Genomic DNA, 15,057 nt, shown 5'->3' with positions numbered 1-15,057 from the left:
CATGAGTGCCGTTTCTTCACACCGCAAGCCGCCACGGGTTGGCGACGCGCCTCTTGTTCGCCGCAGCCTGATTGCCTTCGTGCTCGTCATAGGTGCCCTGCTGGTCGTCGCACCGCTTGTCATCATCGGCGTCGAGGCCTTTTCGCAGGGCTGGAAGGTCTATTCCGCTACCATCACCCATCCCGATACCCGCCACGCCATCATGCTGACGGTACTGACGGCGCTGATCGCCGTGCCTGTTAATACCGCCTTCGGTGTGGCCGCCGCATGGGCGATCACCAAGTTCGATTTCCCGGGCCGGCGTTTCCTGCTGGTGCTGATCGAAATACCCTTCTCGATTTCGCCGATCGTCGCCGGCGTCGCCTATCTCTTCGTTTACGGCCTTCAGGGTTTGTTCGGCCCGTTCCTCGATGCGCATGACATCAAGATACTCTTTGCGCTGCCCGGCATCGTCATCGCCTCGATGTTCGTGACCGCGCCTTTCGTGGCGCGCGAACTGATCCCGCTGATGCAGGCGCAGGGCCGTGATCTTGAGGAGGCGGCGACCTCGCTTGGCGCATCCGGCTGGCGCACCTTCTTTTCGGTGACCTTGCCGAATATCAAATGGGCGCTGCTTTATGGCGTCGTGCTGTGCAACGCCCGCGTGATGGGTGAATTCGGCGCGGTATCGGTCGTATCGGGCAATATTCGCGGCCAGACCAATACGCTGCCGCTGCATATCGAGCTGCTTTACCACGACTACCAGACGGCCGGCGCCTTCGCGTCAGCCTCCATCCTTGCCTTGCTCGCCGTCGTCACCATCATCGCCAAGGTGGCGCTGGAACGACGCGGCGCCGGGCGCGGGGCCAAGAAGACCAACGGCGACGCCGCCATCGCCACGGAGACCTGATTCCCATGAAAATCCGCCTCGAAAATGTGGTGAAGACCTTCGATACCTTCCGCGCCGTGCGCGATGTTTCGCTGGATATCGAAAGCGGCGAGCTTCTGGCACTGCTCGGTCCCTCAGGCTCCGGCAAGACGACGATTTTGCGCATGGTCGCCGGTCTCGAATATAGCGATGGCGGCCGTATCTTTTTCGGCGACGAGGACGCCACCAATATTCCGGTGCGTGACCGCGGCGTCGGTTTTGTGTTCCAGCATTATGCGCTTTTCCCGCATATGACTCTGCATCAAAACATCGCTTTCGGCATGAAGGTCTCGAAGGTGAAGCGGGACAAGGCGGCGATCGACGCCCGCGTTGGGGAGCTTTTGCGGCTGGTGAAGCTTGATGGTCTGGGCGACCGTTTCCCGGCGCAGATTTCCGGCGGGCAGCGGCAGCGCGTGGCGCTGGCGCGTGCGCTTTCGGTCGATCCAAAGGTACTTCTGCTCGATGAGCCTTTCGGGGCGCTGGACGCCAATGTGCGCCGCGACCTTCGCCGCTGGCTGCGCGAGATTCACGATTCGCTCGGCATCACCACGATTTTCGTGACGCATGACCAGGAAGAGGCGCTCGATCTTGCCGATCGTGTTGTCATCCTCAATCAGGGCGAAATCGTACAGGAGGGCACGCCGAAGGAGGTCTGCCGCCAGCCGAACAGCGCCTTCGTCATGCGCTTTCTGGGTGATGCCAACCGGGTCTCCGGCGTGGCGCGCGGCGGCAAGGTCTATGTCGGTGACAATGAGCTGCCTTTCTCCTATGCGCAAGGAGATGGCGTCGTGGATATCTATGCCCGCCCCGGCGATCTCGAATGGGAAGATCTGCATGAGGGCATTCCGGCCTCGGTGGCGCGGGTTCTCGACCGGGCGGGTGAACGCCGGGTAATCGCCAGCACCGATGGCGGCGACATCCTGGAATTTGACGTGCCGCCGGAAAACGACGTCGCCGCCGGTGACCGCGGTTCCGTCATCATCCGCCGGGCGAAGATTTTCCCGGCGGCATGAGCCGTTGTCAGCCCAGAAGCTCGAAGGCGCTTTCTGCCACAAGCTTGCCGTTGATCATCAGCTCAACCCTGTGAAGGCCGGGATAGTGTTTGCGGGTGGTGAAATCGCGTATGGCGCGGCTGATCGACAGCGCGCATGTCTCACCGGGCTGAAGCTCGATTTCTTTCCACTTGAAGACTTTCGCCGAGGCGTCGCCGCTCTTCTTCACGTAGTGCACGGCGTAGTCGATCACCAGTTTCTGCGGGCGTTTCGCCGTCGAGGTGAAAGAGGCTGAAATCCGCACAGGGTTGCCGAGAGCCACCTTGTCCGGCGTAACCTGAAATGCCGCAAGTGCAATTTCCGCTTCCTCATGTGCGCCAAGATGGGCAAGCGCGGCGGCGTCGCCCTTCTTGATCAACGTGCGCAGGGCTTGGCGTGTAATCCAGCGCGTATGCGGGTTTTCCTTCGGCCATGCATCGATGAGCGCCAGCACGAAAGCGGGATTGTCCTTGGTGATGTCGTTCAGATGATTGGCGACGGATTTGCGCACATAAAGCGCCTCATCAGCTTTCATGGCCTCGAGGATACCAGTGACCGGGGATGGATCGTCGATCAGGGGTTTGAGCTGGAATGACCATGGCAGGCGCGGCCGGCAGCCCTCGCTCGCCAGCCGCCGCACATGTTCGTTTTCATGTCGTGACCATGTCTCCATCACGGCAAGGGTACGGGCCATATCCCTTTGCAGGAAATGACGGATGGCGAATTCCGAGGAGCCGAAACGGGTGAAATAATGCAGCGCTTCCATGGAAAGATCGAAATCATCGAGGCCGTAGAGCGCCACATATTCCGGCAGCGAAATGGAGGCAAAACCGTTGCCGATGCCCGGCGCTGCGGCGGTCAGGATTTCGATGTTGCGGGCATAGTCGCCGGGAAGTGTCGCATGCAGGCTCGTCGCCACCTGCCGCATGCGCTGCATGATGCCCAAGGCCTCGAGGTTTTCGGTGGCGAGCGCCATGAAGGCTGAGATGTCAAACTGCGGATGAACGGCCCTGGTCTGATCGGCGATGTGCCGCAGTTTCTCGCGGTTGAAGATTTCCTTCAATGAAGGTGCCGCCGTGTCGCTCATATTGCCCTCAAAGTTCACTTTTTGTTCTTTTAGGGCAGGATGAGGCTGGAGGCAAGGGCTGAGCAACTTTCGAAGAGTGCTGACGGACCGAGTGGGTACCGCTTACTTCTTCTCCCCGACGGGGAGAAGAAGTTTCGTGACAAACTAACTTCAGCTCATCTGGCTGACGAATTTGGTCTCCAGATAGGCCTGAACCGCTTCCGAGCCGCCTTCCGTGCCATAACCGGAATCCTTGATGCCGCCGAAGGGGACTTCGGGAAGCGCAAGGCCATTATGGTTGATGGTCAGCATGCCGGCCTCTACCTGCTGGCCAAGTGCGTGCGCGGTCTTGACCGAACCGGTAAAAGCGTAGGATGCAAGGCCGAAGGGCAGGCGGTTCGCTTCGGTGATGGCGTCATCGAAGCTCGAGAAGCGGTTGATGATCGCGACCGGGCCGAAGGGCTCGTCATTCATGATCTTGGCGGTGGTGGGCACATTGGCGAGAACCGTCGGCTCGAAGAAATTGCCCTTGTTGCCGATGCGACGGCCGCCGGTCTTCAATTCTGCGCCATGGGAAACGGCGTCGCTGATGAGGCCTTCCAGTGCCGGAATGCGGCGCTCATTGGCGAGCGGGCCCATGATGACGCCATCTTCGAGACCGTTGCCGACCTTGATGGCCTTCGTCGCTTCCACGAAACCTTCAAGGAAGCGATCGGCCACGCCGTCCTGCACGAGGAAGCGGGTGGGGGCGACGCAGACCTGACCGGCATTGCGGAACTTGGCAAGCGAGGTCACTTCGATCGCCTTGTCGATATCGGCATCGTCAAAGATCATGACAGGCGCGTGGCCGCCCAGTTCCATCGTGGCGCGCTTCATGTGTTTGCCCGCAAGTGCGGCCAGATGTTTGCCGATGGGCGTGGAACCGGTGAAGGAAATCTTGCGGATGACCGGATGCGGGATCAGATATTCCGAAATTTCGGATGGAACACCGTAAACGAGACCGATGACGCCGGCAGGCACGCCCGCATCCACGAAGGCGCGAATGAGTTCGGCCGGCGATGCCGGTGTTTCCTCGGGCGCCTTGACGATGATGGAGCAGCCGGTGGCGAGCGCTGCGGAAAGCTTGCGGACGATCTGGTTGATCGGGAAGTTCCACGGCGTGAACGCCGCCACAGGGCCGACCGGCAGCTTGATGGCAAGCTGCGAAACGCCGCTCGCGCGGGCCGGGATGACCTGGCCATAGGTGCGGCGTGCTTCTTCCGCGAACCAGTCGATGGTATCAGCGGCACCCATGATTTCGGTGCCCGACTGCGCCAGCGGCTTACCCTGCTCGCGGGTCATGATATAGGCGATCTTGTCCTTGCGCTCGCGCAGGATATCGGCCGCCTTGCGCATGATCTTCGAGCGCTCGAAGGGGGAGGTGTCGCGCCACAGCTTGAAACCGCGCTCGGCGGCGGCAAGCGCCAGATCGAGGTCTTCCTTCTCGGCGTGCGCGATCGCGCCGATGATCTCGTCGGTTGCCGGATCGGACACGGCGATCGTCTTGCCGGAAACGGCGTCTCGCCATTCGCCATCAATGAGAAGTTTGATGTCGGGATAGGTGTGCATAGGGGCTACCTTCATGATGCGGCCGATACGGCGAATGCCGTCCGGCCCGGAGACGTGAACAGAATTGTCCTGGCCGGACGAAACCGGCATCGCGGCTTTCGCTGCGCGGAACATGTGTCTGGATATTTCCGACAAGAGGCTTCTGGAATTGCCGGAAACGGAAACGACAGCCTTTATATTAAGTTCCGGGCGGTATGTTTCAACCATGCGCCCCGGCAATCGTCATGATTTTTCTATGATGCGGAATTTGTCATTCGTCATTTCAATCCGGCGCGGAGATGGGGCGACGCCTGCCCGGCCGCCTCACGCGAATCAGATGAACCTGTGCGGCGACGGCGAGGCTCTCGCCACAATTCGGCCTTTGTCGCACCTGACGAATTATCGGGAGGGGTCTCCGGGGCTTGCCGCCTGCGTCATAACAGGGCGTCGAGTGTAAAAAACTACAATAAGACGGAAAAATTATCCAAAGGGTTTACTCAAAACCTAGAGAAAATACGGATAAAATCTCAGTGAGGATATAACATCAGTTCCTGATATATATTGCTAACGTCGGTTCCCTTGACCTTCAAAGGTTGGTGAAAACCCTCGACCTGAACGTTATCGATGGAGAAAAAGTATGAGTTTCGTCCGGGTACTTCTCAGTGCGTTCTTGTCGCTTGCGTGGCTTTCCTGTGCCGAAGCCGGGGAAATTGCCAAACCGCAGGGAAAGCCGATATTAACCATATCCGGAAACATCAGTAATACGAATGCCGATGGCGCCGCGGTATTTGATCGTGACATGCTGGAAGCGCTCGGCATGGAGACGGTGGAGACGACGACGCCCTGGCATGACGGCCGTGTCCGTTTCGATGGTGTCTCGCTGGCGAAACTGATGGATGTCGTCGGTGCAAAGGGCACCAGCGTCACGGCGGTCGCTCTCAACGATTATGTCAGCACGATACCTATTGAAGATTTTAAGAAATTTAACGTTATCCTGGCGATCAAGCTGGATGGCAATTACATGACAGTTCGCGAAAAAGGCCCGTTGTTCGTCATCTATCCCTATGACAGCGACCCGGAGCTGCAGAAGCAGACCTATTATTCGCGGTCCGCATGGCAAGTTGCCAAACTGATAGTGGAATAAAGGTGCCGTTTGCGAAAACTTGTGGCGGTGATCATCTGTTGCTTCGTCCTGGCAACGGGCTATATCGCTTTCGTCATTGCCGAGCGGCAGACCGCTCTGCAGAAATTCGCCCGCTACAATGATTCCTGGGCCGTCAGCCAGACCGTAGCCGAATATCTGCGCCTCCAGAACAAGCTGGCCGTCTTTGCGCTCAATCCCGGCAAGATCGACCGGGACGAGTTGCAACTGCGTCTGGACATCATGCTGAGCCGCCTTGAGCTTCTGAAGCAGGGCAATCTGGGCGCCTTCATCGACGAAAAGCAGCAGTGGCGGGATCTAGTGACCCGTCTTGATGCCGTTCTGGCCCGTCTGGAGCAGCAGGTGAACAACCTTAATCCGGCCGATGTGCCGGATCTGCTTTCGGCAATGAGCGCACTTGACGCGCCGATGACGACGCTGGCCTCGTCTTCCGTCGCTTATGACGTCAATCTCATCGATACGGCCCATGAGGATGTGCGCAAGCTGCATATCGTTTACACCGCGCTGGCAGGCGGCCTCATCCTGTGCGGTATAGCACTTGTCATATTGCTGCTTCGCCAGAACGACCTCCTGAACCGCGCGCAGAAAAGCATGCGCGGCCTGACGGACGATCTGCGCGCCGCCACGCTGGAATTGCAGGCGAAGAATGTCCGGCTCGAGCATGATGCCTATCACGATGCGCTGACGGGCCTGCCGAACCGTGCGCTGTTCCGGCAGGAATTGATAGAGAGATTGCGCCGATCCTTCGGCGGTACGGGAACGACGGCCATCCTTCTCCTCGATCTCGACGGCTTCAAGGACGTGAACGACACGCTCGGCCATGATGCGGGCGATGCGCTGCTTCAGGCCGTGGCGCAGCGCCTTTCGGCCATCGGCGGCGATTATGACATGGTCTGCCGTCTGGGCGGCGACGAATTCGCCGTCGTCTCCGACGATCTGAACGAGGACGCCGCCCGCCGCCTTGCCACCAAGCTCATCGACCAGATCAGCCGCACCTACCAGCTGGGTGAGCAGGAGGTCAAAATTGGCACCTGCATCGGCATCGCCATTTCGCACGGCGCCGTCGATGCGGATGAATTGTTCAAGCGTGCCGACTTGGCGCTTTATGAGGCCAAGGCTATCGGCCCCGGCCGGGCGAGCGTTTTCAAGGTCCGCATGCAGAAACAGCTGACCGAGAAGAAATCCTTCGAGGCCGATCTGCAGACCGCGCTGCAGAACGACGAGATGGAAGTCTATTACCAGCCGCAGGTGGCGACGCAGACCCGCAAGCTCTGCGGATTCGAGGCGCTGCTGCGCTGGAAACATCCGGTGCGGGGCGATGTGCCGCCCAGCGTTTTCATTCCCGTGGCGGAAAGAACCGGTCTCATCCATTCGCTCGGAAAATGGGTGATGGAGACCGCCTGCCGCGAGGCGATGGGCTGGGACGAGGACATGAAGGTGGCCGTCAATCTGTCGCCGGTTCAGTTCCACAGCACCAGTCTCATCCAGAACGTCATGGGCGCGCTTGAGAAAAGCGGGCTGGAGCCGAGCCGGCTCGAGCTTGAAATCACCGAATCGATCCTGCTCAACAAGAGCGACCAGACGATCAATACGCTGTCGCGGCTGAAGGCCGTCGGCATCAAGATCGCCATGGATGATTTTGGCACCGGCTATTCATCGCTCGCCAACTTGCGCGGCGTACCCTTCGACAAGATCAAGATCGACCGCTCGTTCCTGCGCGATATCACCAGCGACCGCGATGCGCTGGCGATCGTGGAATTCGTGGTCGGTGTCGGTCGCAGTCTGCGGATGACGACGATTGCCGAAGGTATCGAGACGGAAGAGCAATATGAATGCGTCAGGCGTCTGGGATGCGATCAGGTTCAGGGATATCTGATCAGCAGGCCATTGCCGGCCAAGGAGCTGGTGGCCTGGAGTTCCGTCTGAGACGGGGTCTGTTTGACGGCGGTCGTATCTTGAATTTTTACCAAGTCATATTGTTGCTTGCGAAAACCGATACCGGTTGCCGCAACGATGCTGTAGAGCATTCCCGGTCGATATGGGATCATTCCGACGAAGCGGCCGGGTTTTGCGAAAAGGCTTGAGACATGGAAATACTGGACGTGCATGGAGTTGCCCTGCCTCTTTCTTCCGACGAGGTGTCGCCCGTCATCTGGCAGGCGCTGACCGACGGCAGCTACGAGGCGAAAGAGGCCCGCAGCGTCCTGAAAGCCATCAAGCCCGGCGATCGTGTGCTGGAGCTGGGCTCCGGTATCGGGATCATCACGTCGATCATTGCTGGCATTGAGGACGTTTCCGTCTGGGCTTTCGAGGCCAACCCCTCCACGGCGGCGCTGGCAGAGCGGGTGATCAAGGCGAATTGCCGCGGCAATGTCGTGTTGTCGCAGGGACTTCTTACCGCCGACGAGCCGAGCTCCTATTCTTTTTACGTTCGCAAGGATCTCTGGATGTCGTCCATGGACGAAAACCAGGGCCCCTATGAAAAGCGCATCGAAATCTCCTCCGCCAATATCGATGAATTTATCGCCAGCCGGGGCATTACCGCGCTTGTCATGGATATCGAGGGCGCGGAACGCGACCTGCTTGGCAGGGCCGATCTGACCGGCGTGGAGCGGATATTCGTGGAGCTGCATGACCATCTTTACGGTCTCGCCGGGGTTCGCGATATCATGCAGGCCCTGACCGCCAAGGGATATGCCTATGATCCGCGCGGTTCACGCGGGCCCTGCGTCCTGTTCTCGAAGGACGAGAGCCCCAGAGAGTACGATCCCGAGGTTGACTGAGGCCGAGGGGCGTGTCGAATTCAAGGAACCGTCCGCCTGTCATCTCGTTCTTACCCGTGCATGAGGGCGTGGAGCGGGTCGACGCGTGTGCCGGAATGGTATGCGGTTCGAAAAGATAATTTCATAAACAGCAATTCATTCTCAATTATTGTTGCAATTGTCGCAACCGTTATCCTGCGTCATCATCCCTCCATCAAACCGGCGCACAACAGGCTGCACCGGAGATGCCAACGCAACCGAAGGAGAAACGATCATGGGCTTTGTTAAGACGACAGACGGAACCGAAATCTTCTACAAGGACTGGGGCCCGAAGGACGCTCAGCCGATCATGTTCCACCATGGCTGGCCGCTCAGCTCCGATGACTGGGATGCGCAGATGTTGTTCTTCGTTTCCAAGGGTTTTCGCGTCGTCGCCCATGACCGCCGTGGTCATGGCCGTTCCGCCCAGGTTGCCGACGGTCACGATATGGACCACTACGCCGCCGACGCCTTTGCCGTCGTCGAAGCTCTCGATCTGAAGAATGCTGTCCATATCGGCCACTCCACCGGCGGTGGCGAAGTTGCCCGTTATGTTGCCAAACATGGCGAACCCGCCGGCCGTGTCGCCAAGGCGGTTCTCGTTTCCGCCGTGCCGCCGCTGATGCTGAAGACCGAGGCCAATCCGGAAGGCCTGCCGATGGAGGTTTTTGACGGCTTCCGTTCTTCGCTCGCCGCAAACCGCGCGCAGTTCTTCCGCGATGTGCCAGCCGGCCCGTTCTACGGCTTCAACCGCGATGGTGCGACCGTTCATGAAGGCGTTATCCAGAACTGGTGGCGTCAGGGCATGATGGGCGGCGCAAAGGCCCATTACGATGGCATCAAGGCCTTCTCGGAGACCGACCAGACCGAAGACCTGAAGAATATCAGCGTTCCGACGCTGGTGCTGCATGGCGAAGACGACCAGATCGTGCCGATTGCCGACTCTGCACTGAAGGCCGTGAAGCTCCTGAAGAACGGCACGCTGAAGACCTATCCCGGTTTCTCGCACGGCATGCTCACCGTCAACGCCGATGTGCTGAACGCCGATCTCCTGGCCTTCATCAAGGGCTGATCCTTCTGCAAAATCATAATGCGGCCGATCATTCGGCCGCATTTTTTGTTTCGCATCAGGCCAGACGGCCTCGCCAGGCATTGCGGTAAGAAGTGAGGCCGGGAATATCGTGCGGCGTGAAATGGCGCTCGCGACCAGAAAGCGGTTTGATGCCGGTGAGCAGGGCCGCGCCTGCGCTGGTGCCGGTAGACCCTTCGACTGCCGTTACTTCCGTCTCTGCAAAGCCGGCCAGCGCCTTCAGATAAAAGGCGTTGCTGGCGAAGGGGCCTTCCACAAGGATTGGACCTTTCCGCCCGATGAGCGAAAGGCTGAATTCCGTCATCAGGGCAAGATAAAGCGACGTCGCCGCGTGCCGTTCCGCAGCCGTGGCATTTTCATCGCCGATCCAGTGCGCTGCCTTGTCCGGAAAGGGGCCGGAGCCGCTGACGACGCTCGGCAGCAGCATCATGCCCCTGTCAACCACGCCGCCGAGAGCCGCGTCTATCGCTTCGTCTTCCGTTGTCCCGAATTGCTGCGCGAGCATTTCATATTCCCTGCCGCCCATGAAGCGGGAGGAGGGAACGGGACGGCCGAAAGCATCGACATTCAGGAGTGTGTCACGGGTGGGATCGAGCGCACCCGCCGCGCCGCCAATGGCGAAATTCACCACCCAGGTGCCGGTGGAGACGACCGAAAAATCACCGTCCCGGCGCAGAAGATGCGGCAGGAGCGACGCGTTGGAATCGTGGATGCCACAATAGACCGGCATATGCGGCGAAAGGCCGGTTTCCATTGCCAGCGATGGGCGGATTGTTCCCAGCACATCAAAAGCGGAGCGAACCGGCGCCATCAGCTGCTCGATGCCGAGACGCGCGACGAGCGAGGAGAAATTCTTCCGCCGCGGGTTCCAGAGATCCGTATGGCAGCCGAGCGAAGTCGTTTCCGTGGCCTGAACGCCGGTCAGCCGCCCCGCCCAATATTGCGCATAGGTGACGATACTTCGCACTCTGGAGAAATCGTCCGGAAAGGCCTCTTTCTGGAAATGGATTTGCGCGCCAAGGTTCAGCCCGGCGGGAAGTTGCGGTGAGCCGGTCTCGGCAAAATCGGGCCTGATACCGCGATAGGCTTCCTGAATGGCTGCGGGATAGCTGTGTTCATAATCGAGCACGGGCATGGCGAGATCGCCGGTCCCATCGAGAAGCGCTGCCGAAGCGCCATGGGTGGTGATGGAAATCGCATCGAAACCGTGCTGCTGGCCGAACCGCTGAAGGGCGGAGAGAATGAAGCGCCAGAGCATTTCCACATCGTAATGCGGATAAATTCCATCGCGAAGGACAGGGTTCGCCTGTTTCTCGGCAGCAATCTCCTCTCCGCTGCCGGTGTCGATGACGACGACCTTGGCATTGGTCTTGCCGATATCGATGACCGCGACACGGCCCGGTTTGATGCTGTCGGTCATGGCAGATGGAACACCGTCACCAGATCTTTCGCAATGGGCGAATTGTCCGGATTACTCTCCATGATGTCAGCCATATGCGCCCACCACTTCTTCATCACGGGATGGTCGGGCAGTGCCGCCATGCCGTGGTTCTTCGGCCGCGTCAGCACGCCGAAAAGGATGTTGGTTTCCGGGTCGAGATGGATGGAATAATCGCTGACGCCCGCCTCATGCAGCAGCGCCACCAGTTCCGGCCATATCTCGTCATGGCGCTTTTTATATTCGGCCTCTTTTCCGGCAAAGAGTTTCATCCTGAAGGCGTGTTTTTCGAATTCCGGCATGGCTCAGCCTCTCATGGCCCGAAGGCGGCGCACAACGATGGGGATGGCGATGGTGATGATCAAAAGCAGGCCGACGAAGATCGACATGACGATACCAGGCACATTGAGCAACCCAAGCCCAAAGGTGACGAGGCCCATGACGAAGGCCGCGATGACCACACCTGCGATGGTGCCGGAACCGCCGAGAATGGAAACGCCGCCCAGCACCACCATGGTCACCACCTCAAGCTCCCACCCTTGAGCGATCGACGGGCGGGTGGAGCCGAGGCGCGAGGTGAGGCAGACGGCGGCGATGCCGCTCATCAGGCCGGTGAGCAGGAACAGGATGAACTTCACGCGTTCAACGGGAATGCCGGAGAAACGGGCGGCGAACGGGTTGTTGCCGATCACATAGACCTGCCGGCCGAAATTGGTGGCGTGCAGCAGGATGGCGAAGAGGATTGCCATGACGATAAACAGCACGAATTCGAAGGAAATGACGGAGATGACGTAACCCTGACCGAAATAGGCGAAATCGGCCGGGTATTTGCCATAGGCCTGATCGCCCAGCACCATGTAGGAAATGCCGCGAAACAGGCTCATCGTGCCGATGGTGACGACAATGGAAGGCAGTTTCAGCCCTGCGACCAGAAAACCGTTAAATGCCCCGCATAAAAGCCCGGTGCCGATGCCGATGGCGACGAGGCCCGGCGTGCCGATGCCCATCTGCACCGCAGCGCCCATGGCGGTGGAGGCGAGCGCAATGATGGCGGCGACGGAAAGATCGATTTCGCCGGCGATGATCAGCAGCGCCATCGCAAAGGCGATAATCGCCTTTTCGGTGAAATTGAAGGTCGCGTCCGACAGGTTCCAGGCATTGAGGAAATAGGGCGAGGCCAGCGAATTCGCGATAAAGATGAGGATCGCAACGCCAAGCAGCAGCACTTCCCAACTGGCCATGATGCGGCGTAGTGGCGTGCCGAGCTTGTCTGGAATGATGCGCGCGTTCTGCGTCGGTTGAGATGGCGTGCTCATGCTGCGGCCTCCTTGGCCTGATCGGCTGCGGCTCGGTCACGCAGGATGATGCGGCCTTTTCTGGCTTCGGCGCGGGCGTTGAAGACGACGGCGAGCACGATCACTACGCCGGAAATCGCCATCTGCGCGAAGGGCGAGATGCCGATGACGGGCAGGGCGTTCTTGATGACGCCGAGGAACAGCGCGCCGAGCACTGCACCTGCCACCGAGCCGATGCCGCCGGCAATCGAGATGCCGCCGATCACATTCGCCGCCACGCTATCCAGCTCGAAACCGGCGGCGATGTCGACATAGGCAACCGCATAACGCGATACCCAGAGATAGCTGGCGAGGCCGGCAAGTGCGCCTGACAGCACGAAGGCGAAGAAGCGCGTGCGGCCCACATCGATGCCCGCATAGACGGCCGCGCTCGGATTACCGCCCGACGCATAGGCCGAGCGGCCAAAGGAGGTGCGGCTGAGCACCAGCCAGGCGCCAGCGATGATGAGGATCGCCACCCAGGAAAGGACAGGCATGCCGAGGATCATGGTGCGCGGCACATTGAGGAAGGTCGGCGAAAGCTGGTGCGCATTCACCCAGCCGCCGCCCGACAGCACGAATGCCATGCCGCGATAGATGGTAAGCGTGCCGAGCGTGACGACGATGGGCGGGATGCCGAGCCACCAGACCAGTACGCCGTTAAGCGAACCGAGAAAAGCGCCGATGCCGACCGCCATGACGATGAGAAGCGGCAGCGGAATGCCCGGAAAGGCGGCATTGGTCATCGCCACCGCCATGCCGGTAAAGGCGAGATTGGCGGCAACGGAGAGATCGATGGATTTGGTGAGAATGACCGCCATCTGGCCCAGCGCCAGAATGATAAGGATGGAAGTATCGTTGAAGATATTGACGAGATTGGCCGGCCGGCCGAAACCGGGCGCGCGCAGCGCAAAACCGGCGATCATGATGAGGATGATACCCGCCAGCAGCCATTCGCGATTTTTGAGTAGACGTTGCATGGTTTTGCCCCTCTCAGGCATTGCCGGTGGCGGCGCGCACCAGCTTTTCCGGAGAAAAATCGGCGCGTTCGAACTGGCCCGCCATCAGGCCTTCGCGCATCACGATGGCGCGGTCGGACATGCCGAGGATTTCGGGAAGTTCGGATGAAATCATGATGATGGAGAGCCCCTCGGCGGCAAGCTCGCTGATGAAGCCATGCACGGCGGCTTTGGAGCCGATGTCGATGCCCTTGGTGGGTTCATCGAGAATGATGACCTTTGGCTGGGTGGCGAGCCATTTGCCGATCACCACCTTCTGCTGGTTGCCGCCAGAAAGCGTGCCGACGGGCACCGAGAGGGCGGCGGCGCGCAGATCGAGCCGCGAGGCATATTTGCGCGCCAGCGCGAATTCATTGGCCGCGGCCAGAAATCCCTTGCGCGAGGTTCGCGTGAGGGAGGGCAACGACATATTCTGGTAAATCGGCATTTCGAGCGCGAGACCGTGGCGGCCGCGCTCTTCAGGCACATAAACGATGCCGGCGCGGATCGCATCTTCCGGTGAGCGGATCGCAATCGGCTGGCCCTCCAGTGTCACCTGTCCCGAAGCGGGGCGGGTAATGCCGAAAAGCGACTGGCAAAGTTCGGAGCGCCCGGCGCCGATCAGCCCGTAAAGGCCGAGAATCTCGCCCTTGCGCAGCTCGAGCGAAATATCGCGGAACTCCGTCTGATGGGAATAATCGCGCACCGAAAGAACTGTCGGACCAAGGGTGACAGCCTGCTTGGGAAAAGCGTTCGTCACGTCGCGGCCGACCATCAGCCGTACGATTTCGTCCTGCGGTGTGGCCGCAAGATTGCCCGCACCGACCATCCTGCCGTCGCGGAACACGGCATAGTTTTCTGCAATTTCATAGACTTCATCAAACTTGTGGCTGATGAATAGGATGGCCTTGCCCTGCCGTTTCAGGTTTTCAACGATGCGGAAGAGATCGTCGATTTCCTTGCGGGAAAGAGCAGCCGTCGGTTCGTCCATGATGACGATGCGCGCCTCGACCGACAGCGCGCGGGCGATGGCGACGAGATGGCGCTGGGCAATGGACAAGTCCTTCAACCGGATCGTCGGATCGATGGTGCTTTCGAGCTGTTCCAGCAGAACCTTTGCGCGGGCATTGATGGTCTTCCAGTCAATGAGGCCGAAACGACCCTTTGGCGCATGGCCGAGAAAGATGTTCTCACCGACGGAAAGCTCATCAAAAAGAACGGTTTCCTGATGAATGGCGGTCACGCCGGCATCGATGGCGTCTTGCGCGCTGTGAAAATGGACAGGCTGGCCATCGAGAAGGATTTCGCCCTCGTTAGGACGGTAAATGCCGGTGAGGATTTTGACGAGCGTGGATTTTCCAGCACCGTTCTCGCCGATCAGAGCGGTGACCTTGCCGGGATAAAGCGCGATATCGACACCATCCAGCGCTTTGACGCCGGGGAATATCTGGCTGATGCCGCGCATTTCCAGAATGGGCGTCACGCTGGAAGCCTCGGTAACGTCTAAGATTTTGGTTTCAGCACGCATCATCCGTCTTACCGGTCAGTTTTGAGTGGAGCGGCAAGGGGCACCCCCCTCTGCCCTGCCGGGCATCTCCCCCTCAAGGGGGGAGATCGGCAAGCGGATAACACCCTGCCTATGG

General features: G+C 59.6%; 13 protein-coding genes. 6 read left to right on the top strand and 7 right to left on the bottom strand.

The window, feature by feature from the left end; all coding sequences use genetic code 11:
• Window position 1: 1 nt before the first annotated feature.
• Both cysW and V6R85_RS11555 read left to right on the top strand, forming a co-directional pair.
• Window positions 2-889, top strand: coding sequence for a sulfate ABC transporter permease subunit CysW (cysW, locus tag V6R85_RS11560; RefSeq protein ID WP_020012071.1), 888 nt, complete (start codon window positions 2-4; stop codon window positions 887-889).
• Between the two features lie 5 nt (window positions 890-894).
• Complete coding sequence (locus tag V6R85_RS11555) at window positions 895-1,920, top strand: sulfate/molybdate ABC transporter ATP-binding protein (protein WP_087745830.1); 1,026 nt, start codon at window positions 895-897, stop codon at window positions 1,918-1,920.
• 7 nt (window positions 1,921-1,927) lie between these two features.
• On the opposite strand, the gene V6R85_RS11550 is transcribed toward V6R85_RS11555, so the two are convergent.
• Together V6R85_RS11550 and V6R85_RS11545 are read right to left on the bottom strand one after the other, a co-directional pair.
• Window positions 1,928-3,025: a DNA alkylation repair protein gene (locus V6R85_RS11550; protein ID WP_111833888.1), complete on the bottom strand. Its 1,098-nt coding sequence runs from the start codon at window positions 3,023-3,025 to the stop codon at window positions 1,928-1,930.
• 150 nt (window positions 3,026-3,175) lie between these two features.
• Window positions 3,176-4,612: an NAD-dependent succinate-semialdehyde dehydrogenase gene (locus tag V6R85_RS11545; RefSeq protein WP_099087377.1), complete on the bottom strand. Its 1,437-nt coding sequence runs from the start codon at window positions 4,610-4,612 to the stop codon at window positions 3,176-3,178.
• A 616-nt stretch (window positions 4,613-5,228) separates the two neighbouring features.
• Between V6R85_RS11545 and V6R85_RS11540 the strand changes: the two genes are divergently transcribed.
• The 4 genes from V6R85_RS11540 (at window position 5,229) to V6R85_RS11525 (ending at window position 9,626) form a co-directional block, all read left to right on the top strand.
• Window positions 5,229-5,735, top strand: a complete 507-nt coding sequence (locus V6R85_RS11540) for a molybdopterin-dependent oxidoreductase (RefSeq protein WP_111833887.1) — start codon at window positions 5,229-5,231, stop codon at window positions 5,733-5,735.
• Window positions 5,736-5,756: 21 nt separating this feature from the next.
• Window positions 5,757-7,679 carry a putative bifunctional diguanylate cyclase/phosphodiesterase gene (locus V6R85_RS11535; RefSeq protein ID WP_223564893.1) on the top strand — a complete coding sequence of 641 codons (1,923 nt, stop codon included), beginning with the start codon at window positions 5,757-5,759 and terminating at the stop codon, window positions 7,677-7,679.
• Between the two features lie 161 nt (window positions 7,680-7,840).
• Window positions 7,841-8,536 carry an FkbM family methyltransferase gene (locus tag V6R85_RS11530; RefSeq protein WP_111833886.1) on the top strand — a complete coding sequence of 232 codons (696 nt, stop codon included), beginning with the start codon at window positions 7,841-7,843 and terminating at the stop codon, window positions 8,534-8,536.
• Window positions 8,537-8,789: 253 nt separating this feature from the next.
• Window positions 8,790-9,626, top strand: a complete 837-nt coding sequence (locus tag V6R85_RS11525; protein ID WP_003507013.1) for an alpha/beta fold hydrolase — start codon at window positions 8,790-8,792, stop codon at window positions 9,624-9,626.
• 55 nt (window positions 9,627-9,681) lie between these two features.
• On the opposite strand, the gene V6R85_RS11520 is transcribed toward V6R85_RS11525, so the two are convergent.
• From V6R85_RS11520 to V6R85_RS11500, 5 genes are read right to left on the bottom strand one after another with little or no spacing between them, the layout of a single operon-like run.
• Complete coding sequence (locus V6R85_RS11520) at window positions 9,682-11,064, bottom strand: FGGY-family carbohydrate kinase (RefSeq protein WP_111833885.1); 1,383 nt, start codon at window positions 11,062-11,064, stop codon at window positions 9,682-9,684.
• On the bottom strand, window positions 11,061-11,384 hold the full coding sequence (gene rhaM, locus V6R85_RS11515) for an L-rhamnose mutarotase (RefSeq protein WP_060724897.1): 324 nt from the start codon (window positions 11,382-11,384) through the stop codon (window positions 11,061-11,063). The genes V6R85_RS11520 and rhaM overlap by 4 nt, the downstream gene beginning before the upstream one ends.
• A gap of 3 nt (window positions 11,385-11,387) precedes the next feature.
• Window positions 11,388-12,398 (bottom strand): ABC transporter permease, encoded by a 1,011-nt coding sequence (locus V6R85_RS11510; protein WP_003507008.1) that lies wholly within the window; start codon window positions 12,396-12,398, stop codon window positions 11,388-11,390.
• Window positions 12,395-13,396 carry an ABC transporter permease gene (locus tag V6R85_RS11505; RefSeq protein WP_003507007.1) on the bottom strand — a complete coding sequence of 334 codons (1,002 nt, stop codon included), beginning with the start codon at window positions 13,394-13,396 and terminating at the stop codon, window positions 12,395-12,397. The genes V6R85_RS11510 and V6R85_RS11505 overlap by 4 nt, the downstream gene beginning before the upstream one ends.
• A 13-nt stretch (window positions 13,397-13,409) precedes the next feature.
• Window positions 13,410-14,945 carry a sugar ABC transporter ATP-binding protein gene (locus V6R85_RS11500; protein WP_162695478.1) on the bottom strand — a complete coding sequence of 512 codons (1,536 nt, stop codon included), beginning with the start codon at window positions 14,943-14,945 and terminating at the stop codon, window positions 13,410-13,412.
• Window positions 14,946-15,057: the final 112 nt, after the last annotated feature.

This window comes from Agrobacterium sp. CCNWLW32, from assembly GCF_037083425.1.
GTDB classification, from domain to species: Bacteria; Pseudomonadota; Alphaproteobacteria; order Rhizobiales; family Rhizobiaceae; genus Agrobacterium; species Agrobacterium radiobacter.
The sequence above is the reverse complement of the archived record's forward strand: the minus strand, read 5'-3'. Positions and strand labels throughout refer to the sequence as shown.